Source organism: Amycolatopsis sulphurea (genome assembly GCF_002564045.1).
Classification (GTDB): domain Bacteria; phylum Actinomycetota; class Actinomycetes; order Mycobacteriales; family Pseudonocardiaceae; genus Amycolatopsis; species Amycolatopsis sulphurea.
On the sequence record NZ_PDJK01000002.1, the window covers coordinates 4,549,212 to 4,573,862 of the forward strand.

At 67.4% G+C, this 24,651-nt stretch carries 16 protein-coding genes; 10 read left to right on the plus strand and 6 right to left on the minus strand.

The genetic code is table 11. The features are described from left to right. Positions 1 to 209 precede the first annotated feature (209 nt). Entirely contained in the window at positions 210 to 749 is a 540-nt protein-coding gene (locus ATK36_RS26915; protein ID WP_170069921.1) for a phospholipase D-like domain-containing protein, read from the plus strand. Positions 750 to 762: 13 nt separating this feature from the next. Here ATK36_RS26915 and ATK36_RS26920 read toward each other — a convergent pair whose 3' ends face one another. After that, a complete protein-coding gene (locus ATK36_RS26920) occupies positions 763 to 1,506 on the minus strand; it encodes a lysozyme family protein (protein ID WP_098514026.1) in 744 nt (247 codons plus the stop codon). Between the two features lie 403 nt (positions 1,507 to 1,909). Here ATK36_RS26920 and ATK36_RS26925 point away from each other — a divergent pair, with 403 nt between their 5' ends. The 4 genes from ATK36_RS26925 to ATK36_RS26940 all read left to right on the plus strand — a co-directional run bounded on the left by ATK36_RS26925 (position 1,910) and on the right by ATK36_RS26940 (position 7,378). Further along, positions 1,910 to 3,442, plus strand: a complete 1,533-nt coding sequence (locus ATK36_RS26925) for an acyl-CoA synthetase (RefSeq protein ID WP_098514027.1) — start codon at positions 1,910 to 1,912, stop codon at positions 3,440 to 3,442. 32 nt (positions 3,443 to 3,474) lie between these two features. Further along, the gene (locus ATK36_RS26930; protein ID WP_098514028.1) at positions 3,475 to 4,467 is read left to right on the plus strand and encodes an LLM class flavin-dependent oxidoreductase; all 993 of its coding nucleotides are present in this window, start codon (positions 3,475 to 3,477) and stop codon (positions 4,465 to 4,467) included. Between the two features lie 20 nt (positions 4,468 to 4,487). Then, the gene (locus tag ATK36_RS26935) at positions 4,488 to 5,243 is read left to right on the plus strand and encodes an SDR family NAD(P)-dependent oxidoreductase (RefSeq protein WP_098514029.1); all 756 of its coding nucleotides are present in this window, start codon (positions 4,488 to 4,490) and stop codon (positions 5,241 to 5,243) included. A 188-nt stretch (positions 5,244 to 5,431) separates the two neighbouring features. Next, the gene (locus ATK36_RS26940) at positions 5,432 to 7,378 is read left to right on the plus strand and encodes a potassium transporter Kup (RefSeq protein ID WP_098514030.1); all 1,947 of its coding nucleotides are present in this window, start codon (positions 5,432 to 5,434) and stop codon (positions 7,376 to 7,378) included. 34 nt (positions 7,379 to 7,412) lie between these two features. On the opposite strand, the gene ATK36_RS26945 is transcribed toward ATK36_RS26940, so the two are convergent. From ATK36_RS26945 to ATK36_RS26965, 5 genes are all read right to left on the minus strand, one after another. Next, on the minus strand, positions 7,413 to 7,739 hold the full coding sequence (locus tag ATK36_RS26945) for a hypothetical protein (RefSeq protein ID WP_098514031.1): 327 nt from the start codon (positions 7,737 to 7,739) through the stop codon (positions 7,413 to 7,415). A 13-nt stretch (positions 7,740 to 7,752) separates the two neighbouring features. Continuing rightward, positions 7,753 to 8,493, minus strand: coding sequence for a hypothetical protein (locus tag ATK36_RS26950; protein WP_098514032.1), 741 nt, complete (start codon positions 8,491 to 8,493; stop codon positions 7,753 to 7,755). 126 nt (positions 8,494 to 8,619) lie between these two features. Further along, complete coding sequence (locus ATK36_RS26955; protein ID WP_098514033.1) at positions 8,620 to 9,306, minus strand: Crp/Fnr family transcriptional regulator; 687 nt, start codon at positions 9,304 to 9,306, stop codon at positions 8,620 to 8,622. Positions 9,307 to 9,355: 49 nt separating this feature from the next. Then, entirely contained in the window at positions 9,356 to 9,901 is a 546-nt protein-coding gene (locus ATK36_RS33940) for a hypothetical protein (RefSeq protein WP_245915218.1), read from the minus strand. A gap of 1,835 nt (positions 9,902 to 11,736) precedes the next feature. After that, a complete protein-coding gene (locus ATK36_RS26965) occupies positions 11,737 to 11,997 on the minus strand; it encodes a hypothetical protein (RefSeq protein WP_141544548.1) in 261 nt (86 codons plus the stop codon). Positions 11,998 to 13,691: 1,694 nt separating this feature from the next. On the opposite strand from ATK36_RS26965, the gene ATK36_RS26970 reads away from it, so the two are divergent. The 5 genes from ATK36_RS26970 (at position 13,692) to ATK36_RS31735 (ending at position 24,631) form a co-directional block, all read left to right on the plus strand. Further along, positions 13,692 to 14,969 carry a pyridoxal phosphate-dependent decarboxylase family protein gene (locus tag ATK36_RS26970; protein ID WP_170069922.1) on the plus strand — a complete coding sequence of 426 codons (1,278 nt, stop codon included), beginning with the start codon at positions 13,692 to 13,694 and terminating at the stop codon, positions 14,967 to 14,969. Between the two features lie 49 nt (positions 14,970 to 15,018). Continuing rightward, entirely contained in the window at positions 15,019 to 15,633 is a 615-nt protein-coding gene (locus ATK36_RS26975) for a GNAT family N-acetyltransferase (protein ID WP_098514036.1), read from the plus strand. Positions 15,634 to 15,687: 54 nt separating this feature from the next. Further along, positions 15,688 to 15,951, plus strand: a complete 264-nt coding sequence (locus tag ATK36_RS26980) for a hypothetical protein (RefSeq protein WP_098514037.1) — start codon at positions 15,688 to 15,690, stop codon at positions 15,949 to 15,951. 992 nt (positions 15,952 to 16,943) lie between these two features. Then, positions 16,944 to 24,188, plus strand: coding sequence for an RHS repeat-associated core domain-containing protein (locus tag ATK36_RS26990; protein ID WP_170069923.1), 7,245 nt, complete (start codon positions 16,944 to 16,946; stop codon positions 24,186 to 24,188). After that, complete coding sequence (locus ATK36_RS31735; RefSeq protein WP_141544549.1) at positions 24,176 to 24,631, plus strand: hypothetical protein; 456 nt, start codon at positions 24,176 to 24,178, stop codon at positions 24,629 to 24,631. The genes ATK36_RS26990 and ATK36_RS31735 overlap by 13 nt, the downstream gene beginning before the upstream one ends. Positions 24,632 to 24,651: the final 20 nt, after the last annotated feature.

Below are 24,651 nucleotides of genomic sequence, written 5' to 3' on the forward strand. Positions count from 1 at the left end.
CTCCGCTTCGCCCGCTGCCGGGCGCAATCGATCGAGAGGGCAGGTGTCGTCGACTATGACGCGCGGCAGCCACGGCTCACTCTGCTGATCACGGGGCCTCGACCCAACTTTGCCGGGACCCTGGGGAGCCGGATGAGAAGATCACGGGTACTGCTGCTCTTGTTCACCGTCCCGTTGTTCAGCACTTCGGTTCCGGTCGTGACTTCGGCGTGACCGACCACGATTCCGCGGAGGTCGCGGCGATCGAGAAAGTGTTCGGCGCGGATTTCACCGATACCGTGATCACCCCGCCTGCCGGAGCCGATCTGGTCTGGTCGCCGACGAACTCCCAGTCCGCGCTGCTCGCCCTGATCCACGGCGCCAGGACGAGCCTGGCCGTGGAGAACGAGGAAATGGCGGACCCGGACGTGGTGCAGGCTCTCGGCGACGCGGCGAAACGCGGGGTCGGCGTCGCCATCACGATGACCACCAGCGCCAGTTCGACCGAGAACTTCGACATCCTGGCCGCGGCCGGCGCGGACCTCGGCGTCTACGCGCGGTCCGCCGAGCTCTACATCCACGCCAAGGTGATCATCGCCGACGCCGGGCAAGCCGGCGCCTCCGCGTTCGTCGGTTCGGAGAACTTCTCCAACGCCTCGCTCAACGGCAACCGCGAACTCGGCCTGATCACCACCGACCCTGGCATCCTCGGCCCGCTGACCACCACGCTGAAGGCCGGCCACGCCGGTGCCACACCGTGGAAATCCTGACCGCCGGGGCGGTTCAGCCCCCGAGATTCGCGGTCGCACGGGCGTACCGGTCGGCCGCGGTGAAGACTTTCCGCGCGAACTCGACCGAATCGTCGTAGGAGAGCACCGCGGACCACCAGCCGGCCGCGGTGCTCAGATCGTGGCCGCCCGCGCACAGGTAGCGGGCCGCGGCCAGCGCCGCATTGTCGATCTGCTGCGGATCGCCGGTGCCCCAATGGGACCAGGTGCCGGGCATGAACTGCATCGGGCCGAGCGCACGGGCGTGGGTGCGGCCTTGGCTGCCCAGCGCGCCGGGCGATGGGGTGCCGACGATCGGGACGGTCGGACGGCCGTCCGAACCGAGCTTCGCCCCGCCGTACTGACCGTGGTCGGATTCGATGCGGCCGAGGCCCGCGAGGGTCGCCCAGGACAGTCGGCAGTCCGGGCGCGTCGCGCGGATTCGCAGCTCGCCGTTGCCGTAGGCCTCCAGCGCGCGAGCCGGGACTCCGGTCACCCGCGCCACCCGATGCGCCCAGCCGGCCAGACCCGCCAGGGTGGACGGCCGGGTCCCGGCGCTGTCCGCGGAGGCGGGCGTCGCCGAACCCGGTGCGACGCTCGCCGCGCTCACCTGCATAGGGGGCACCCTCGTGGTCGTCGAGCTCTTCAGCGGCTGCGTCAGTCGCGAGGCGAGCAGGACCCACCCGGCGGCCAGGACCAGAACTGCGAGCAAACCGGCGAACCGGAACGCCAGCGTCCGCCGCCGGGCATTGCCGGTCATTTCACGCACGGGATCCTCCGCCGCTGAGCGCGGAAAGCCCAGCCGTAGCCGGTCAGGGCGAGCGCCGGCGCCGCGGCCATGGCCGACGAAACCCGCCCGGCGAGCCTCGTCCGCCGCACGCGGGGCAGCCGCCCCGATCGATCGACTCTCACGCCCCCACCGTCGCGGATCGGCGCTGTGGGCAGGCTGAGAGCCGTTCACTGGAATGGGGGATCGAGGGGCTTTTCACCCTGCTGCCGGGTCTGCTCCGGTCCGAAATGGACAGACGGCGCCAGGTGGCGCGGCGGGCAGCGCCATCGGGCGGGTTCTGACCACTCGTCCAAGAAAATCTTGACATTCGTCCAAAAGGCGGTCAGGGTCGTCACCAGCCAGGGTGCGCTTGCCGGAACGCCGGAGGACGACGATGTCACTGTTCTTCTACCTGGAAAAGGGCGCCTCCCTCGACCCCGCCGCGCCCTGCCTGACCCTCGACGGGGTCTCCCGCTCCTACCGGGAAGTCCTCGGTCTGGCCGAGTCGGTCGCCCGCGCGCTGCGCCGCTCGGGGGTCGCGCCGGGGGACAAGGTCGGCATCCTGTCCGCCAACGACTCGACGGCGTTCACCTGCGTCTTCGGCATCTCCCGCGCGGGCGCGGTGTGGTGCCCGATCAATCCGCGCAACGCGGCGGGGGAGAACGCGGAGCTGCTCGACCTGTTCGACTGCTCGACCTTGTTCTATCAACCGGCGTTCGACGATCTGATCGCCCGGATCGCGCCGGACCTGCCGAAGCTGACCACGCTGATCCGGTTCGGCGAGGGTGACGAGCTCGCCCAGGGCTTCGACGAATGGCTCGCGTCCGCCCGCGACGATCCCGCGCTCGCCGCGGAACAACCCGGGGACGTGGCCGCGCTGGTCGGCACCGGCGGCACCACCGGACGGCCCAAAGGGGTCATGCTCACCGGGCGCAATCTGGAGACGATGTCGGCGATCACGCTGATGAGCTACCCGTTCGACGGCGCGCCGGTGTTCCTCGCGCTCGCCCCGCTGACACACGCGGCCGGGGTGCTGTGCCTGCCGGTCCTCGCCCGCGGCGGCGAGATCGTGATCATGCCCAAGCCGGACGTCGGCCGGTTCCTTGACCTGATCGAGCGGCATCGCGTCACGCACACTTTCCTGCCGCCGACGCTGATCTACCTGGTGCTCGGCCACGAAGCGCTGGACCGCACGGATCTGTCCTCCCTGCAGTGCTTCTGGTACGGCGCGGCGCCGATGTCGGTCACCCGGCTGGCCGAGGCGCTTGAGCGGATCGGCCCGATGGCGCAGCTGTTCGGGCAGTCCGAGGCACCGATGATGATCTCGACGATGTCGCCCGCCGAGCACCGCCACCCGGACGGCACCGTCCACACCGGACGGTTGTCCTCGGCGGGACGGCCCTCGCCGCTGGTCACGGTGGCGATTCTGGACGAGCGGGGTCAGCCGGTACCCGGCGGCGAACGTGGCGAGATCGGGGTGCGCGGCTCGCTGGTGATGGCCGGCTACTACCGCGATCCCGCGGCCACCGCCGAGGCTTCCGCGCACGGCTGGCACCACACCGGCGACATCGGTTTTCTCGACGGCGAAGGCTATCTGCACATCGTGGACCGCGCCAAGGACATGGTGATCACCGGCGGGTTCAACGTCTACTCCGCCGAGGTCGAGCAGGCGCTGCTGGCCCACGAGGCGGTCCGCGACTGCGCGGTGATCGGCCTGCCGGACGAGAAATGGGGCGAGCGCGTTACCGCGGTCGTCGAGCTGCGGCCGGGTGCCGGGCTGGACGCCGCCGAGCTGATCGCGTTCGTCAAGGAGCGCATCGGCAGCGTCAAGGCACCCAAGCAGATCGAGGTCTGGGCCGAGCTGCCCCGTTCCACGATCGGCAAGGTGCTCAAGGCCGACATCCGCCGGACGTTCTCCGGCACCTGAAAGACAACCCGCGACAAGGAGGCAGCCCCACCATGAAACTCGCGCTCTATCTGCCCAACTTCCGGGACAAGGTGACCGTGGCCGAGCTGGAGCAGCTCACCGCGCAAGCCGAGGACCTGGACTTCGATTCGGTCTGGACGCTCGACCGGATCATCGTGCCGGAGGCCTCCGACCGCGGCGAGCTGCAGTACGCCTTCGGCATGATTCCCGGCTTCCCCAAAGGACTTCCGGTCAGCTCGCGCGGGGAGTTCCTGCAGGGCATGCCCCTCATCCCGTGGCTGGCCGCGAAGACCTCGAAGGTCCGCATCGGGATGAGCGTGATCGACACGCCCTACCGTTCGCCCGGCGTGCTCGCCGCCGAGCTGGCCACCATCGATCACCTCGCGGGCGGGCGGCTCAACGTGGCCGTCGGGGCGGGCTGGATGCCCGAGGAGTTCGCGGCGGCCAGTGCTTCGCACATCTTTCCCAAGCGCAACAAGCACGTCCGCGAGACCCTGGAGATCCTGCAGGGCATCTGGACCAACGAGGTGTTCGAGTACCACGGCGAGTTCGCCGACTTCGGGCCCAGCGGGTTCGGTGCCAAGCCGGTGCAGCGGCCGCATCCGCCGATCTTCTTCAGCGGCCTCAAGGATCCGAAGCGCGCGGCCACCCGGATCGCGAAGTACGGCCTGTCCGGCTGGATCGGCATCCAGGACTCGCCCGAGGACATCCGGACCTGGCGCACCGAGATCCAGCGCGAGCTGGCCGAGCTGGACACCCCACGCTCGGTGGACGAGCTGGAGATCTCCAGCATGATCTGGTTCGTGATCACCGAGGAGGACGCCGACCAGAGCCCGCTGGGCAAGGGCAGCAACCTGCTGGTGGGCTCGGCCGGGCAGCTCACCGACCAGCTCAAACGCTACCGCGAGGCGGGGCTGACCATGCCGTTCCTCTGGCCGCCGTTCCAGGACGTGCCGGTGTCGAAGACGCTGGACGACATGAAGCGCCTCAAAGAAGAGATCCTGCCCAAGGTCGACGAGACCTGACCGAGCGAGAGGAATGCGACATGCCCGAACTTGACGGAAAACGGGTCTTCGTCACCGGATCCGGCGCCGGGATCGGCAAGGCGATCGCCGCGCTGTGCACCGAGCGCGGCGCGCGGGTCGTGGTGAGCGACAGGAACGCCGAAGCGGCCAAGCAGACGGCCGGGGAGATCGGCGCGGCCGGCGTCGCGAACTGCGACGTGACCGACGAGGCACAGGTCCAGTCCGCGGTGGCACAGGCGGCCGAACTGCTGGGCGGTCTCGATGTCCTGGTCAACAACGCCGGGATCGAGGTCTCGTCGCCGCTGCTGCAGCAGTCCACGGAGAGCTTCGACAAGATCTTCACGGTCAACGTGCGCGGCACCTTCGTGGCGATGAAGGCCGCGACCCCGTATCTGATGGAGTCCCAGGGAAACATCGTCAACATGTCCTCGGTCGCCGGGCTGGGCGGCAGCCCGCTGCTGGGGTCCTACTGCGCCACGAAGGCCGCGGTCGTCCAGCTGACCCGGGTCGCCGCGGTGGAGATGCGCCCGGCGGGCATCCGGGTCAACGCGGTCTGTCCCGGTTTCGCCGACACCGCGATGGTCGAGCGCCTGGTCCCCGATTTCGAGGCGGTGACCCAGGCCCCGTTCGGCGATCTCGTCGCGGCGAAGCAGGGCCGGCTGGGCACCCCGCGGGACATCGCCGAGGTGGTGGTCTTCCTGGCCTCCGACCGCGCTTCCTGGGTCACCGGCAGCCACTACGTCCTCGACGGCGGGCTGAGCGCTTCGCTCGTTTGACCGCCTATACACCCGAAACTCCTGGATGGGGACGGCCATCAGGCGTAGTCCACCCGGACGGAGCATTAAAAAAACGTCAAGAACCCACGATGCCCTTGGCGTCATACCCGGGCGGCGGGTGGTGATCGTCGGTATCGTCCGGCCCGAGGTGGGGTGCTGGCCCCGCCCGGGATCCGGGAGGACCGGGAGTGGCCGAAGTGCGTCAGGAAAGCGTGTCCGGTGGGCACGTGCGGGACGGCCGGAAGAAGGCGGTCCGGCTCGCGGTGATCATCGGCGCGCTCGGCGTCGTGTTCGGCGATATCGGGACCAGCCCGATCTACACGCTGCAGACCGTGTTCAACCCGTCCGACCCGCATCCGGTGCCGGTGAGCCCGGACAACGTGCTCGGCGTGGTTTCGCTGATCTTCTGGTCGGTGATGATCATCGTGACGGTCACCTACGTCCTGCTGGCCATGCGCGCCGACAACGACGGCGAGGGCGGCATCATGGCGCTGATCACGCTGCTGCGCCGGTTGCGCGGCCGGGGCGGGGCCAAGGCCGCGGCCTTCCTCGCCGGGCTGGGGATCTTCGGTGCCTCGCTGTTCTTCGGCGACAGCATGATCACCCCGGCGATCTCGGTGCTGTCCGCGATCGAGGGCCTCAAGGTGGTCTCCAGCGATCTGGACGATCTGATCGTGCCGATCACCGCGATGATCATCGTCGTGCTGTTCCTGGTGCAGCGCCGGGGGACCGCGGCGGTCGGCCGGGTCTTCGGCCCGGTGATGATCGCCTGGTTCACGGTGATCGGCTTGTGCGGCATCGGCGGAATCTCCCACGATCCGGGCATCCTCAAGGCACTGTCGCCGACTTACGCGCTGAGCTTCATCGCCGGAAACACCGACATCGCCTTCTTCGCGCTCGCCGCGATCGTCCTGTCGGTCACCGGCGCCGAGGCGCTGTACGCCGACATGGGGCATTTCGGCCGCCGGGCCATCACCCGCGGCTGGCTGTTCCTGGTCCTGCCCGCGTGCACGCTCAGCTACCTCGGCCAGGGCGCGCTGATCCTCGAAGACAATGCGAACATCAGCAGCCCGTTCTTCCTGCTCGTACCGTCCTGGGCCCGGTTGCCGCTGGTGCTGCTCGCGACCGCCGCCACGGTGATCGCGTCGCAGGCCGTCATCACCGGCGCGTACTCGGTGGCGGCTCAGGCCGCGCGGCTGGGGTACCTGCCGCGGTTGCGGGTCGTGCACACCAACGAGTCCGAGGCGGGCCAGATCTACGTGCCGTGGATCAACTGGCTGCTCATGGTCTCGGTGTTGACGCTGGTGTTCGCGTTCCGCAGTTCGGCCGCGCTGGCGTTCGCCTTCGGCATGGCGGTGACCGGCACGATCACCATCACCACGGCGTTGTTCTTCTTCGTCGCCGCTCGCCGGTGGCAGGTCCCGCGCTGGCTGCTGATCTCGGGTGCCGCGGTGCTGCTGCTGGTGGATCTGGTGTTCGTGGCGGCGAACCTGACCAAGCTGGTGCACGGGGCGTGGCTGCCGCTGCTGATCGGGCTCACCGCGTTCACCGTGATGAAGACCTGGGAGCGCGGCCGTGCCGTGGTGACCGCGCAGCGGGACCGGGAGGAGGGTCCGTTGCAGGCGTTCGTCGACGACCTCCGCTCCGGCAAGCTGGAGACGGTCCCGGTGCCCGGCACCGCGATCTTCCTCAACCGCGGCGTCGAGACGGCGCCGCTGGCCTTCCGCGCCAACGCCGAGCACAATCACGTCCGCCACGAGCACATCGTGGTGATGTCCGTTGTGACCGTGCAGGTGCCGCGGGTCCCGGACGCGGAGCGGTTCGTGGTCGACGGCCTCGGCCACGTGGACGACCGGATCACCCACGTCAGCGCGAACTTCGGGTACATGGAGAGCACCGACGTGCCGCGCGCGCTCGCCTTGCTGAAGCCCGCGGACACCGAGGGGCCGCTGGATCTGGAGGGGGCGTCCTACTTCCTGTCGAAGATCGAGCTGCGCCGCGGACCCGAGCCCACCATGGCCGGCTGGCGGAAGCGGTTGTTCATCGCGACCTCCTACATCACCGCCGACGCCGCCGAGCACTTCGCCCTGCCCCGGGACCGGACCGTGGTGATGGGTTCGCACATCGAGGTGTGACGCTCACCCGGACGTCCACTGTGGATGGCTGGGCTCAGTCACTCCGGTACCGCTGGAGTTCGGCCGTGAGCGCACGGCCGAGGCTGCGCAGGAAATCTCCGCGACAGCCCGGATCGCGGAGTTCCTGCCAGACCGCGAGGAAGATCTCGATGACGATGCGGTCGGTGTCCTCGGCTTCGGGGACCATCCGCTGCACCAGGTGGTGGACTGCGGAGGAATAGCGGCCCACCAGGACGCCGAAGGCCGCGCGGTCGCCCCGCGCCGCGCGGCCGGCGATCAGCTCGTCGTGGATCTGGACCTGGTCCGGGGGCGTACTCCGGAGTGGTTCGTGCGGTATCAGCTGCTTGCACTCGATGCGCATGGGGAATCCGGGCCTAGGTACCGGAGCTGAGCCGGGTGCCGTTGCGCGCGGGCTCGGCGAAACCGGGCGGCTCGCTCTGCGCAGGTTCGACGACCGCCGGGCGGGTGGCCGGCCGCGATCGCGGCCGGCTGCGCGCGAGCGTGTCCTCGGCGTCGAGGCCGGGCAGGTGGATCCAGGCTTCGCCGGTGAAATCCGGGGTGACCACTTCGATCCGCGTGCAGCGCGCGGGCGGTACCAGCGCGACGTTGAACGGTTCGATCACTGCCTGCCACAGGCTTTTCGAGATCACCAGCCCGGCCCCGAACCGCTCGCCGTCCGGGTCGATCTCGCACCAGTGCCGCACCACCTCGCCGAAGGGCGCCGCGTTCAGCAGGCGGGTCAGGGTGATGTAGGTGCGGTGGTAACGGTGGTGCTCGGCCATCGGCCCCAGATGCGCCGCGACGCGGGCGCGCATCGGGACGCGGTGGTACCGGTTGCGCGAACGCAGCAGGTGATCCAGGTAGAACACGGTCTCGGCGACCTGCCCGGCCTGGTGGTCGGGGTAGGCGAGCATCGAGCCGTCGCCGGTCTCCCGCACGTGGGCCGCCGCGTCCCAGGACAGGCCCACTGTGTCGAGCGCCTGGGACAGCAGGGATTCCATCTCGGTCTTCATCGGGTCCAGCAGGTCGTCACTGGCCTGCGAGGACCCGATGATGTCGACGGCGAGCACCGCCATGGTCCGGGCGTTGTACCGACTGGCCGTGAGCGTGGTCATACCGCTGTCCCCCTGCACTGGATGCACTGATCAGTGACAGACAGGAGTCTCGCGAGCACCGGACCGAGGTTCTGTTCACCCGCGAACAGAACCAGCGGCCGAACGGGCACGGCACAGTGAGATGGATCACATATCGGCCAGGATGAGCAGGCGTTTCAGGTCGAGAACGGCTAATGCGCGACGGCCGGTGCTGATGATGCCCTGCTCGCGCAGCCGGTCCAGCACGGTCGCCAGCGTGGTCCGGCCGAGCGGGATGAACGCGGCCAGTTCCTCCTGGCTGAGCGGGGCGTCCAGGCGCCAGCCGTGCCGGGTCTCGGTGGCGCAGACGTCCACCAGATAGGCCAGCCTGCGGGCGATCCGGGTGACGGCGTCGGGCACGCGGGTGTAGGTGCGTTCCTGCTGGGCGTCGAACAGCCGGCAGGACTGGAGCACGAGCAGTTCCAGCGTGACCGACGGGCGTTCGTGGAGGAAACGCCGGAAACTGCCGGCATCGATCCGGCGCACGGACAGCTCGTCCAGCGCCACCACGTCGGCCATCCGCGGCCGCCCGGAGAGCACCGCCGCCTCGCCGTAGATGTCACCCGGCCCGCCGACGTCGAGAATCACCTGCCGGGCCTGGAGATCGGCCGAGGCCACCTTGACGTGACCGGATTCGAGCACCACCACGTCGGTGCCGGGTTTTCCCACCGCCAGCACCGGTTCCCGCACGCCGAGGCGCTGGGGGCGGCCCAGTGCCAGCAGTGCGGCGCGGTCCCGTTCCGGCAGCCTGCCCAGGAACGACGGTTTCCGCCCGCCGCCCGCCTCGAACTCCAACGGATCCCTCCCGGCCGGTCGATCGTCCCCGAAGCGTAACCGTCCGTGATCACGGTGTCGCGGCGGTCGCCGGGTCGGTGAACACTCGCAGGCGGATCAGTTCTTCCCGGGTCCAGGTGGCCAGCCGGTCCAGGCTTGATTCGGCCCGTCGGCGGATCGGCGTGCAACGGGTCCCGTGGCGGGCCGCGAAGCACAGCGCTTCCCGGACCTCCCGCGCGGTCAACGGCACGATGTGCCTTCCCGGACCCGGCCGCACCATCGGCTTGGCCGCCATCACGGCCGCAGTGGCCTCGTCGAGGGTGAACTGGTGTTCCACGGACACCGCCACGAACTCGTACGGGTGCGGCCGCGGCACGGCCGCCGGGTCGGAGAACAGCCGGATCCGGACAAGCTCGGCCTGTACGTCGTCGGCGAGCCGGTGCCGGCGTGCGCCCGGCCGTTCCCTCGCCCGCCCGCTCACGACGTCCCGCAGCGCCGCGCGGACCCGGCGGACGGACAACTCGCCGATACCCCGGAGCGGGTCACCGTACCCGGCCGCAAGTACTCCGGTGACCGCTTCCTCCAAGGTGAACCGGTGTTCCACCCGCACTGCCACTCGCTCTGCACCATCGACCACCCGTCGCGCGAAGACCACGGATCGAGAGGACCACAACGGGCCGGGAGGTTCCGTTCACCGCTGAACGCACACCGTGCCCCTGCGTCGAGCGTTTCGCCATCGAATGGTCGCGCCGGCCGAAAATGTTCCTCTCTCGTGTCCGTCGCCGCGTAACCGGCAAAGCCGTCACCATGCCGTGCTGGTGGCCCAGCCGTCTGCGGCGCGACGGCCTCACTGCCACCAAACGGCTCGCTCGACGCCTGCAAGCCGTGCTCAGCCGAGACGAATCTGCCGCCCACGCTGCTCCACAGGTCGCCCACCCGGCTCGATTCGATGACCGGCGACTTCACCGGCCGAATCCTCTGTGCTGCCTTGCACAACGCTGTCTTCGCCATAAGCACTGCTTCGGCCGGCTGCCGTATCACCTGGCCATCCGCAGAGTGTCGGCAAAGTCGGTGTGAGGGGCCCTGCGCAGACCGCGAAGGCCCGTGAAGGTCTGTGAAGGGCCCCTTCACAGACTCGAAAACGGTCCGGAACACACCACGAGGTGGTCGCGCGAACACCTTCGCATCGCCCGCTGCCGAGCGAAATCGATGAAGAGGGCAGGTACCGCCGATAATGACGCGGCAGCCACGGCACTCTGCTGATCACGGGTCCTCGACCGACTTTGCCGGGACCCTGTGGCCATCCGGTCCGAGGATGCCGACCGCACGAGCGCCGAAGCGCACGAATCCGAGCCGACGTTCCTGGCCTGTCCTGTACCAACGTCTTCGTCCGCGAAGTACTACGTGTGCATCCTCCGGACTGATTGCTCGGCGGCAACACCACCACGGTCTCCCATCCCAGGAAATACCACCGCATTCTTCAGCCCATACCTCGTACGCTCGGACACCCGCTGGTGGTGCCGCCCAAACGATTCGACCCCGGCCGCGCTGGCTGACCTCACGCCTGCCGCACGCCCCGCCTGTCTTCCGTCCGGGGCGGGCTTTTGTGGCTGCCCAAGTGTCGTTATAAGACAGGGCGCGCATCTGGGGCGGGGGCGTTCTCAAAGCCGCCGGGACGCTTCATGTGTGTCGGATTTCTCGACGATGATGGCGGGCAGATATGGCTCGCGTCGGCGCAGAAGAGAGCTATCGAGGCTATTTCACGCGCCGTCGGCTGATCGAGTTCATCGAGGGCTCGATTTCACGGCATTGAGAATCCGGGCAGCGGTCCGGCAGGTCGACGGAATAGTTTTGATATTCCTTGAGAGGGGTGATGCCCGGTCAGTCGATCCGCGAGAGCTGGGCCTTCAGTGTTGCGTAGAGATCATAGAATTCGCGTGCCTGGCGCCGGGTGAACCTGATGCTCATAGGTTCCGACTCTCTGATGTGGACCTCGAATTCACCCTTGAACCATGCGTGTGGTGCGCGTGTGCATACCTGGACGATATCCCGCAGGGGAATGATGATCTCTTTTCGAGGCGCGGATATTCGCTGGATCGTGATACTGCCGCCATTGAGGACTATAGTGCAGCGGTGCCCTGCGGCATCGGTTCGATCTGTCATTGCCTCCGCTCCCACGTGTCAGGGGTCAGGGGTCGGCATTGAGAGGTGCGGCTAGCACCGATTCATGTCCGATTGATGCGCCATGTGGGTATTTAAGATGGTTTCGCCCGGAGGATTCCCTTGATCACCTGGTGTGCCGTGCTCGGTGTGCTCTGCGCACCGGCCCGGCGCCTCGGCCGGTCGCTGAACGCCGAGCGCGGGGCAGGCCGCCGTCGCGGTCGCGCGTTGACCCTGCTCACCCGTCTCGAACGCGGCCGCCTGAACCGAAAGCCGGCGAGATCACTTTGGTCAGTCCTCGGCGCCAGGGGGAACATAGGGAACGTTCTCCAGGGAAATTTTCAAGGAAGGTACGGTCCTCAGGTCTATCGGCACACCATCAGCGTTGGTAACCCGGATGTTGCCGATAACGTCGATGTTGATTCCCTTGTTGTCCGGAGTGGCGTCGTATACCGAGGGGGTCGGCGTGTCTGCGATAGCGAGGGCGGGACTGGAAAAGAGTCCGGCGACCGTGAATGCCGCCGCCGTGGCAAACCAGCGAGTGTGGCTCATGTCTACTTCTCCGATCGTCGACTTCTCCGATCTGATTTTGTCAAAGAAATGTATCACGCGGGTGGGGCAGCCAAGTTCACTCGTTTGGGTAATTATCGACGGTAGGTGATTATTCGCGTTCGGGCGGGATGGACTGCGCCGGATTTCGTCGGCACACTGTCCTGGGATGTACATCGAGTGGAATCGGCTGGAGCACGGTCGCGTCGCGGCAGAAACGTGAGCGAAACAATGAATTGTTCGTGTTGTGGATGGTGTCTCGGAACCCGCCGCCCAGGGCGGGCGGATACGTTCGGTAACGAGTTATTACGGGATGTGACGACATAGCGGGCTCGCTTCCCCATCGGACAAGGAGTAACGCATCAGAAAGGGAGAAAGAACAGGTGGCTCCTGGTGACGAGGACGACGGCATCGACGGGTTGCGTGAGCGGTGAAGGACGGTGCGCGTGGTAGCGGGGCGGAGGGACGATACGCACCGGTGTTCCCGTACTGGATCTGCAGGATCGGGGCGACACTCTGGAACTCACCCTGCCGGGGAGACTCTGGCCGCGACTCATGTGGTCCCGACCATTCCGATTCCGTTATTACGCGCGCTCGCCGGCGAATGGCTCACCGAGAGGATGCCTGCCCCCGGCCTGGCCTACCAGGGCGTAGTCACCGTGCTCTGCTTCCTGTGCCGTCAGCCCTCACCGGGTCGTCCGGCTACGGGTGGCCGCACCTTGCCTACCTGTCGCGGTACACAGGCAGCGATTCGGCGCTGTATACCGGGGACGGCCAGGCCATCGCCGAGCTGTCGCGATTCTGCTTGCCCGCCGCGGCGAGAGCCGGCGTTCGATGCTCCGACCGGTCGGGCCAGGTGTCCGGCCGCCGGGGGGAATCGCCGGCGCGGCCGGAGTCAGGATTTCCACAGCAAGCCTCGCATTCGCCGGCACAGACGACCATCCGACGCGATGACAACGCCAATGTTCCTTGCTGAAGCAATAGGCCGTTGGTGTTGTCCGACGCCAGGTTCTTTACTGCGCCGAGTCACCAGGCCCTCGACAGGGGATGTCCATTGGGGTGAAGTTGCCTGTGCACGGTCACCTGAAACGGCGAAATGGGATCCGAGCTCTTGGATAAGGCGCCGGCCGCCCCGAAACTCGATGATATTCGCCTCCGGCAGTGCGGAGACGGCACCGGCCTTGAGGCGGTGAGGCAGCGTGAGACAGGGTCGAACCCGCACCGTGGCCTGAGTATCGCATGGACCGCGCGCGAGTTGACGGCGTTCATATTTGCGGTTCCGAGAGGAATCGGACATTGATCGCACTACGGGATTGTGCGGAACTCCCGCCGATCAAGGATATTTCAGCGGACAGAGCGGAGGGTGAATCGCGCTGCTCGTAACCAAACTCGGGTGATCACTACATGCGCCGAAGCGCGGGCGTGCGAACCGGTGCTCGGATTCAGTGTGATCATCACACCAAAGTCGGCGCCCACCGTGGGGCGAATCACCGTGGCGTGGTCAAGGATGTGATCGTATTCCTCCGAACATCCCTCTCAACGATGTCTACCGGCGGCTCCTGACGGTTGCGCTCGACGGCGCGCTGCGCCACCTCGCCGACCTGCCTGATCAACCCGTCACCGTGCCCACCTCCGACACCATGCTCAGGCAGCTTCTTGGCGGGCCGGCTCCGTCAGCTCCCACGGAGCCGGAAGCTGTGTTGGACACGCTCCTGCGCGCGGCCGAACTCGGGCTCGGCCCGACCGGCAGCAGCCGCTACTTCGGCTATGTGGTCGGTGGTGTGTTTCCCGTCGCTCTGGCCGCCGACTGGCTTACCAGCGCATGGGATCAGGTCACTGCGACGTACGACACGTCGCCACTCGCCGCGGTCCTGGAGGACATCTGTCGTGGGTGGCTCGTCGAGATGTTCGGCCTCCCGGTGGGCACGTCCGCTTCCTTCACGTCGAGCTGCACACTGGCGAACCTGATCTGTTTGGCGACCGCCCGCGCCGCGCTGCTCGACCGGGTGGGCTGGGACCTCGTGACCCGAGGGCTCAACGGCGCTCCACCGATCACCGTCCTGGTGAACGAGCACGTACACGCCTCGGTGCTGCGGTCACTGCGGCTGCTCGGACTGGGCGGAGATATCCGCCCGTTGGTCACCGACGGCCAAGGGCGCGTGAAACTCGGCCCGCTGGAGAAGGAGATCTCGCGAACCAACGGTGGGCCGGTCATCGCGTGCGGCCAGGTCGGCGAACTCCACACCGGTGCCGTGGACCCGCTGCGGCCGCTGTGCGAGCAGATCCATGCCATCGGGGGGTGGGCTCACTTCGACGCGGCGTTCGGTTTGTGGGCCGCCACGACCGAGCTGCGGCACGGCTTGCTCGACGGCCTTGACCTGGCGGACTCGTGGTCCACTGACGCCCACAAATGGCTTAACGTCCCGTACGAGAGCGGTATGGCACTGGTGGCCGACGCCGAGGCGCATCGCCGTGCGATGGCCATCCACCCTGACTACCTGAACCAGGACGCCGGCCGGGTTCGTCATCCGATTCAGTGGGGCGTCGCCTTCTCCCAGCGTGCACGTGTCATTCCACTGTGGGCAACGCTGACCCAGCTCGGTAAGACCGGCATCGCCGAACTCGTCGGCCGGCACTGCGCGCTCGCCCGTCGTCTCGCGGCGTGTCTTCGGCGAGAGCCGGGAGTCGTGATCCTCAACGACGTCACCCTGAATCAGGTGCTCGTCCGTTTCGAACATCCCGGCGGCGATGGCGACCGGCACACGATGGCTGTGACGCAGGCGTTTCAGCGCGCCGGTGTCGCGTGGGCCTCCGGCAGCGGGTGGGGCGGCCGTGCCGTGCTCAGGTTCTCCTTTGTCAACTGGACGACAACCGGCGAGGACGTTGATCGGGCCGCGGCCTCGCTTCTCGAATGCCACCGGGCCCTGCGTTCCGCCCCCCTGCCCGGAGTCTACCGAGGTGGCGGTCACCGGTGAAACCAGAAGGTGGTCTCCGTGACCATCAGAAAGAAAGGATGCCGGAACCATGCTCGGTGATGCTCCGTCCGGTGAGATTCGCGTTGCTACCCGCGCCGACGAGGACCACGTCGTTGACGCGCTGACCTTCGGGTTCGCCGAGGATCCCATCCTCGCGGGCACGATGTTCCCTGATGACGAGCTGTACCCGACCTTCGCTCGCCGCTACTTCGGCGTGTGGACCGATCTGGCACTCGACCTGGGAACCATCTGGACGACTGGTGACACGGTGGGGGCACTTCTGACCTTTCCGTCGGAGTCCCTGCCCGCCCTCGACAACGAGTCGGACCTGCACGCCCGACTCATCGAGGCGTGTGGGCCCTACGCTGAGCGTGTCCTGTCCGTCCACAACGTACTCGACCTCCAGCACCCCGAACAGCCACCGCACCACTACGCGTTGTTCATGGGCGTCGCCCCCGGCCGTCGAAGCCGGGGACTGGGAACGCGGCTGGCCCACGAACTGTTCGCACTCGCGGACAGCGAAGGACGAGCTGTCTACGGTGAGGCCAGTTGCGAGCGCAACAGCCGACTCTATATCCGCATGGGGTTGCGACCGACTGGCGAGCGCATCACCGTTTTCGCCCACGACATCCTCCCGCTCTGGCGCCCATCGACACGGAGGTGATCCCGAATCACGGAAATCGATCGGACGAGAGCGAAGAGAAAGAGAGGCGGAGTCGTGCCGGGCGCAACCCTTGGTCGCGATCACCTCGCCCGTGACCTCGTCGACCTCCCGCCGTGGCAGCTCGGCGTGACGTTCATGAAACCTTGTGCCCGCAAGCTGTTCGCGGTGGCCGCGGTCCGCTTCGCGCACTCGGTGAAGTCGTTGGTGGGGCCGGTGAACACCTTCTCCCAGCTGCCTCGGGTAGGAGACTTCCTTTGCTCATGGCGTTTATGCCTCTTTCGCGTCTCGGTAAGCGGGGAGCGGGCGGCGGCCGGGTAGCGCCCCCGCTGTGGATCCTGCCTGCGAGGAGCGCCTCGCGGTACTGTTCAGCGGTCGTCGCTCCGGCCAATTGCCCCGTCGAAGCCGCGGCCCCTCGCCCACGCACTTGCGTTGAGCGTCGATATTGCCTGCATTGAAAATGCGGCGGGAAGCCAACGATCATCGGCGAAGATGAGACTGACGATGCGATCGTTTCAGGCGATCAGGAGTGCCGCTGTCGTAGGTGGGTGAGCCGATCGTGGTGCTGCCGCCGAGGGTCGGCACAAGCGGATGCGGGCGAAGCTGGCAGTGGTGAACGACCAACTCAAGCGACGCCGGCATCTGTCCATCCCCGAGCAAGGGCAATGGCTGGGAAGTTGTGGTGCGCGGGCACCTCGCCTACTACGCCGTGCCCGGCAATACCGACGCGGTAGCGGCATTCCGCACCCAGGCGACGCGGCATCGGTATAAGGCGCTGCGGTGCCGCAGCCAGCGCACGCGGATCAACTGGGGACGGATGAACCGTATCGCGAACCGGCGGCTACCGCCCGCCCGCGTGATGCATCCCTTCCCAGAGATGCGCTTCGCCGCTAGAACCTGAGACAGGAGCCCAGTGCGGTAGTTCCGCACGCTGGGAACTGCGCGGGGGCGTCCGCAAGGGCGGTCCCTACCGCGACCTCCCCGTGCTGTTGGTCAAGAACTGAAATTGCGGACTTCATGTCAATCGTGAACTGCGACCTTGGTTGTGGTTCGGTCAGGTGATTACTTCCGCTGCGCCGTCGTCTTTGTCCGGTTTTGCCGCCTCGGTGGCCCGTTGATACCTATCGCAGTGCCCGTTCGTACTCCGGAGCCCTGTGGGTGATCTTGTGCGTTTTGCGCCGGTTGATCTAGCGTCCTGATTCGGTGAGTTCGCCGTTTCAGGTGAGCCACGCCGTTCTTGCGGTTCGGTCGTGCGTTTCCTGTTCCATTCTGAGCTGTTCACCTGGTGTTTCTTTGGGGGGATCGTGCCTGCCTTGCGGCGTGCGTTCGTGCTGGGCTTGTCGGCGCTTCTGGTGTTGTCCGGTGTGCAGGTTCCGGCAGCGGGTGCGGCCGGGCCGGCCGCCGCTGCCGTTCCGTCGAATCCGGTCGACTATTCCTACGACGCCGCGGGACAGCTCAAGGGCGTGACCCAAGCGGGCGGGTCGACGGGCCGGTACAACTATGACGCCTCCGGCAACCTTGCCTCGATCGATCGGTACGCCTCGTCGTCGGTGTCGATCACCAGTGTGGTGCCCGCTCATGCGCCCGCGGGCGCGGCGGTCACGGTGTCCGGCACCGGATTCGCCACCACGGCCGGCGGGAACACCGTCTCCTTCAACGGAAAAGCTGCGACGGTCACGTCTGCGAGCGCCACGTCGTTGACTGTGACGGTGCCGGCCGGTGCGACGAACGGCGCGGTGACGGTCGCGACGCCGGCCGGGTCGGCGGGCAGCCAGCAGGCGTTCACGGTGGATGCCCCGGCGGGAGTTCCGGTGGTGACCGGCTTCAGCCCCGCAGTGGTGGCGGGCGGCGCGACGCTGACGATTTCCGGTTCCGGTTTCGACACCGTCGCCGCGAATGATGTGGTGTCCGTCGGTTCGGTGCGGGCGAAGGTGAAAACGGCCACGGCGTCGTCGCTGGCAGTCGAGTTGCCTGATTACGCGGCGCCGGGACCGGTGACGGTGGAAACGCCCGGCGGGACGGGCACGAGCACGGACGACCTGGTCGTGGCGCCGCACGGGTTCGCTGCGTCCGCGGTCGCGACGACGCCGAAGCTGAATGTCGACGGCGCGGCGACGGTCGTCACGATTGCGAACGCGGGCAAGATCGCGTTGCTGCGTTTTGCGGGGAAGAAGGACCAGCGGCTCACCCTGGGGTTGACGGGGTCGACCTTTCCCACGGATTTCGGCGTCGGTGCGTTCACTCCGTACGGGGCCAAGTTCGCGCGTGCGCAATATGATCAGTTCTGGACGGCTTCGAAGCTGAACGGGGGATACGAGCTTCCGCCGTTGCCCAGCACGGGCATCTATCAGATCGCGTTGACGCCCCCTGCCGCCGGCGCGGGTTCGGTGACGGCCACGCTTTCGAGCCGGATCGCCGGTTCGCTGAGCATGACCGGTGCGGGCACGAAGGTGAACCTGGCCAAGCCGGGCCAGCAGGCGGAACTGTCGTTCCCCGCGGTGGCGGGCCAGCATCTGGACCTGGGTTTCAGCGGTTCCACGTTCGCGCCGGGCTCGGCGGTGACGGCGGCGATCCGCGAGCCGTACGGGGTCGCGCTGCAGTGGTCGCCAGGCACCACGCGTGGTCAGATCCGGTTGGACGGGAACGGGAATCTCGATTTCACGGCGGCGGAGACCGGTACGTATTCAGTGTTGTTCGGTGCCGCGGATCAAAGCACCGGGTCGATCACCGTCACGGCTTCGGTCGCCGCGGAAGCGGGTCCGCTCGAAGCCGGTGTGGACAAGACGGTACAGATCGATCGTCCGGGCCAGGACGCGCGGCTGACCTATGCCGGTACCGCGGGGACGGCGCTGAGTCTCGATTTGACCGGCTATGGATTCGATTATCTTCCCACTCTCACGGTCACCGCACCGGACGGTTCGGTCGTGTCCTCGGGAATCGTCGCGGATTTCCACGTGGAAGTCCCGGCGCTCCCGGTCACCGGCAATTACACGATCACGCTGGACACGTATTCCGGTACCGGCGCGTTCAAGCTGCGGCTCACCACCATCCAATCGGCGGGAACGCTCAGCGCGACCGATGCCGCCACGACGGTCACGCTGGCTCAGCCGGGACATACCGCGGTGTCGTCCTTCTCGGCGACCTCGGGTCAGCCGGTGTCCTTGGCGTTCTCCGGCTGGACCTTCCCCGCGTCGTCGTCGTTGTGGGCGCAAGTGATCGGCCCGGACGGCAAAGTCGCGGCCCGCATCTCCGAGACCAGTTCACTGAGTTCGTTCTTCTTCACCCCGGCCGCCACCGGCACTTTCCGGCTGGAGTTCTCCCTGAACGACCCCACGAGCACCGGCGCGGTCACGGTGACGCTGTCGAACGAGAAGTCCGGCGGCGCACTCGCGGTGGGGGACACCAAGCAGGCCGTCGCCGGACGGGCGGGCCAGGGCACGAGGTTCACCATCGCGGGTACCGCCGGGCAGCACCTGAGCCTGGGTTTCGCCGCCATGGCGTTCGCCCACACCTTCCGTGTCCAGGTGATCGGTCCGGACGGCTCGGTCCTGCGTGACGGGAACCTGACCGAGTCCCAGGTCGACCTGGATCCGTTGCCTGCCAACGGGACTTACCAGGTCGTCGTCCACCCGTACGCGGAGACCGGCAGCACCCAGCTGACGCTGGAACAGCGCGTCGACGCAGGCGCCATCGCCGTCGGTGGCGCGGCCAAGATCCTCACGATGGGCAGCCGGGCGCAGCTCGGCGAGACCGCGTTCACCGCGGTCGCCGGTCGTCGGCTCAATCTCGCCCTGACCGGCTCGATGTTCCCGGCCGGGACCGCGCTGCGGGTCCGGGTGCTCGGCCCGACCGGGGCCGCGATTTTCGACGACCGGATCGAACAGGGCGGCGTGGGGGTCATCGTCCCGCCGACCGCGGGGCAGCACCGGATCGTCGTCACTCCCGAAGGGTTCGTCACCGGTTCGGTCACCGCGACCCTGTCCGAGCCGATCGACGCGGGCGCGCTCCAGCTCAACGCGGCCAAGACGCTGTCGTTCCCGCGGGTCGGCCAGGAAAACCGCCTCCGCTATTCCGGGACCGCGGGGCAGCGGCTCTCGCTCAACGTCACCGGCGGCACGCTGCCCTACTATCCGTACTACACAGTGTCCAAACCGGACGGTGCGATTCTCGCTTCCGGTCCGAGCGCGGCGTCGACCCCGCTGCCCGCGCTGCCGGTGACCGGCAGTTACGAGATCCTGCTCAGCCCGTACTCCGCCACCGGCACCGCCACGATCGTGCTCGCCCCGGCCACTGCCGCGGCTCGATCCTCGGCGCAACCCCGCGCTCCGGCACCGCCTGCTGCGACGCCGTCGCCCGGACCTGGCGCGCCGCTTCAGCGGCTCAACGCCGACGTGCTGCCGCACCGCGCACCGGGCGTGCCGTCCGGTTTCCAGCAGCCCGTGCCGGCCGCGGAAGCCGGCGGGCCGAGCTGGACCCCGGACAAGGCGAATCTGTCCGGCAAGGACTGGACCACTCATCGTGCCGCGGTGTCCACCGGACAGCCCGCCGCGCTGAACGCACCGGCCGGCACCACAGCGTTGTCCGGTCGCGTGCAGAGCCTGGACGGCCGCGGCCTGCCCGGCGTCACGGTCTCGATCGACGGCACGCGCGGCACCAGCGATTCCACCGGCAGGTTCCTGCTTTCCGGTGTCGGGGCCGGGCACCGCGTCCTGCGTGTGGACGGCAGCAGCGCGAACGGCCCGAAGGCGTCGTTCGGCCTGTACGACATCGGGGTCGACGTGGCGGAGGGCCGCACCACCGTGCTGTCCCACCCGATCTGGCTGACCGCGCTCGACACGGCGCACACCGTCAAGCTCGAATCGCCGGCCAAGCGGGAAACGGTCGTCACCAACCCCGCGATCCCCGGGCTCGAAGTGCGCCTGCCCGCCGGGGCGGTGGTCCGCGATGTGGCTGGGAAACCGGTGACCGAGCTGGGCATCACCGCGATCCCGATCGACCGTCCGCCGTTCCCGCTGCCGAACTCGCACGTCCCGGTGTACTTCACCGTCCAGCCCGGCAGCGCGTACGTGTTCCCGACCGGCGCCCGCGTGGTGTATCCGAACTACACCAACGCCGTGCCCGGCACGGTGATGGACTTCTGGCACTACGACCCGGCCGGGCGCGGCTGGTTCGTCTACGGCCACGGCAAGGTCACCGCGGACCGCAAGCAGGTCGTGCCCGACGCCGGCACCGAGGTCTACCAGTTCACCGGCGCCATGCTGATCCAGCCCGGCACCGCGCCGCCGCCCCCGGTCGCGTCGAAGCCCGGCGGCATCGTCAGCGCCGCCGACCCGGTCGACCTGGCCACCGGCCTGCTCACCGGCACCCGCACCGACCTCGCCGTCCAGGACACCCTGCCGCTGGCGATCAACCGCACCTACCAGCAGGGCGACACCGCGCCGCGCACCTTCGGCGTGGGCGGCGACTTCGACTACAACATGTACCTCTACTCCGACCGGCAATGGCTGGACGGGCAGCTGATCCTGCCCGACGGAGGGCGGGTGCGGTACCACCGGATCACCCCCGGCGGCACGGGTTCCACCGACTTTGTGGACGCGGTGTTCGCTGCGGACCCGACGCCGACGAAGTTCAGCGGATCCGTGCTTGCCTGGAACGGCAACGGTCTCGACGTCCGGCTCCGCGACGGCACCACCTACGTCTTCGGTGAAGAAGCGCCGCTGCAGGCGATCCGCGACAAGTTCGGCAACACGATCACCATCCACCGCGCGGCCGCGGCGGCCGATCCCGACGGCAAGGTCCGGAACAAGGGCCCGATCACCCAGGTCACCTCGCCGAACGGCAAATGGCTCGACCTGTCCTACAACAACGACCACGAACTCGCCCTGATCGGCGACAACACCGGCCGCAAAGTCTTCTACGGCTACGACTCTTCGGGCCACCTGAACCAATTCGTCGACGCGGACGGCAACAGCACCACCTACGGCTACGACGCGCAGGGCAGGCTGGCCACGAGCAAGGACGCGCGCGGCACCGTCTTCTCCACCAACACCTACGACGCGAACGGACGCGTCACCAAGCAAGCGAACGCCGACGGCACGTTCTTCAAGATCGACTACACCGCCGGCGCCGCAGGCAATGTCACCGAAACCCGGCTGACCGACCCACGCGGCACCGTTCGCCGCCTGACGTTCAACGCCGCCGGTTTCACCACCAGCGACACCGCGGCGTTCGGTACCCCACTGGCCCAGACCACCACGATCGCGCGCGACCCGGCCAGCAACGTCGTCACCAGCACCACCGACCCACTCGGCCGCCGGACCGACTTCGGCCGCGATCCCTACGGCAACCTCACCAGCGTCACCCAGCTCGCCGGCACCGGCAACGCCCGCACCGCGACCTTCACCCGCGACGGCCCGTTCGACCAGATCAGCCGCCGCACCGACTGGCAGAACGCCGCCACCGTCTACGGCTACCTGCCTAACGGCGCCCTGCACACCGTCACCGATCCGACGGCGCGCACCACCACCGTCGACACCCTGGAAAGCGGCCAGGTCAGCAAGGTCACCGACAACCTCGGCCACGCCACGCTGTACGGCTACACCCTCGGCGAGCCCACCAGCGTCACCGACCCACTGGGCCGGACCTCGAAACAGGCGCTCGACGGCCTCGGCCGCGTCACCAGCAGCCGAGACCCCACCGGTGCCGCCACGGTGGTCGGCTATGACCGTCTAGACCGGATCGCCGCTGTTACTGACCCACTGGGCCGCACGACCTCCTACAGCTACGACCCCAACGGCAACCTCCACACCGTCACCGACCCGCGCCAGCACACCACCACTTTCGAGTACGACCCGCTCGACCGGATCAAGTCCCATACCGACCCGCTGGGCCGCCAAACCACCTTCGGCTACGACGCCGGCGGCAACCTGTCCACCACCACGGACCCCCGTGGCAAGACAACGACGGCCGACCACGACGCCCTCAACCGCACCACCAACGTCCGCTACGGCGTCACCCCTTCCGGCGCGGAAAGCCAGACCACCTACGCCTTCGACGCCGCCAACCGCGTCACGTCAGTCACCGACTCGGCCACGACCACGTTCACCCCGAACGACCTCGACCAGCTCACCCAGACCAGCTCACCGCAGGGCCAGATCAGCTACACCTACGACGGCGCCGGCCGCCGCAAGACCATGACCGTGGCCGGCCAGCCACAGACCGCGTACGCCTACGACAACTCCGGCCGCCCCACCAGCGTCACCCAGGGCAGCAACAAGGCCTCCACCACCTACGACGGCGCTGGCCGCCGCGACACCGTGACTCTGCCGAACGGCGTTGTCGAAACCTACGGCTACGACAACGGCGACCAGCTCACTTCCATCGGCTATACCCGCGGCACAGCTATCCTGGGCGACCTCACGTATGCGTACGACAACTCCGGCCGCCCCACACACGTTGGCGGCAGCTACGCCCGCGCCACCATTCCCTCTGCGTACGGCCCAGCCACCTACGACGACGCCAACCAGCTCACCAGCCACACTTACGACAACGCCGGCAATCTCACCTCCGATGGCAGCACTGCGTACACCTGGAATGCCCGGGGCCAGCTCGTCGCTTCGGCCCGTTCCGGCCAGACCACCACCTACGCGTACGACGGCCTTGGTCGGCGTACGTCCAAGACCGCCGGTGGGAGCACGAAGGGCTATCTCTACGACGGTCTTAATACTGCTGCCGAGCTGTCTGGCTCCACCGTCACTGCTACGACCCTTACCGGTGGCCTGGATCAGGTCTTTGCGCGGACTGCTGGGGGTGGCACGCAGTCGCTGCTGACTGATCGTCTCGGCAGCACCGTCGCTGTATCGGATGGCAATGGCGCGGTGACGGGGGAGTATACGTATCAGCCCTTTGGCGGTACTACGCTCACCGGGACCGATGGTGCGAACCCGACTCGGTTCGCCGGCCGCGAGGATGAGGGGGGTGGGCTTTACTACAACCGCGCCCGGTATTACTCGACTGGTGAGCAGCGGTTCCTCAGCCGTGACCCGCTGGGGTTCGGTGGGGGCGATAGCAACCTCTACGCGTACGTTACGAACCGGCCGACTGATCTGGTCGATCCCTTCGGGACGAAGCCCCGGGACGGCCGGATCCCCATCTATCGGGGGACGAAGCTGTACTCGGAAAATTGGATCGCTGGCGATACTGGACTGATCATGAGCGAAGCAGCTAGGCAAGTCTTCTACTCGGGAGAAGGCTCGGTTGGTGACGCTCTGCGGGCTTCGGAATCGGCTCATGCGGCGGCGCTATCCGAATGGGGTGGCGTGGAGAACCTCGCTCACGCGCACGCCGAGTTTGGAACAGAAATGCGGAAGGCTTTCGGGCCCAGATCGATTATATCCTTCACCACCGACCCGGACCTTGCGAAATACTTCGCAGATGGCGGCTCGGTGTACCGCGCCATGATCCATCCGGGCGAAGGGATGTGGCAGACCTTGCCCGGCGCTGGCGAAAGTGAAGTTCTGATCCCGAATATAATCAAGGTGGAGCTGTGGGTGGAGTAAAGATAAGATTTCAAAAGTGGGAAGTCTTCTATTTTCCGGCTGGCCAATTGATCCAGCTTGAGGAGCCGATCGTCAACTTTGTTGAAGCTGAGGATCGCTTGCTTGTGGCGCATCCACGTCTGCGTCGATTTGTTATCAGGGTCGTGCCGAAAGCGCCGCTTGCTTGTTTCTATCTGCATTGGAGCGATGGGAGCGACCTAGCTGTAGCCGACGAACGCATCGTATCTGGTGCGGCCGGTGATTCAGACTTCGCCGGCGCCGTCGTTGGCGAAGCTGTCGGTAGCAGCCATCCGGCGTGCGGGGCACCGTTTAGGGTGGTGGACCTGAATCCGGACCTACAGTTGTTCTCCGACACACGTGCCCGCTGGGGCGCCCATGCATACCAGGAGACATGTCCTTCGTGTGGCAAGAAAATTTACGCAAGTATACTTGAATTCATTTGATTCCGATCTCTAATCGGTAG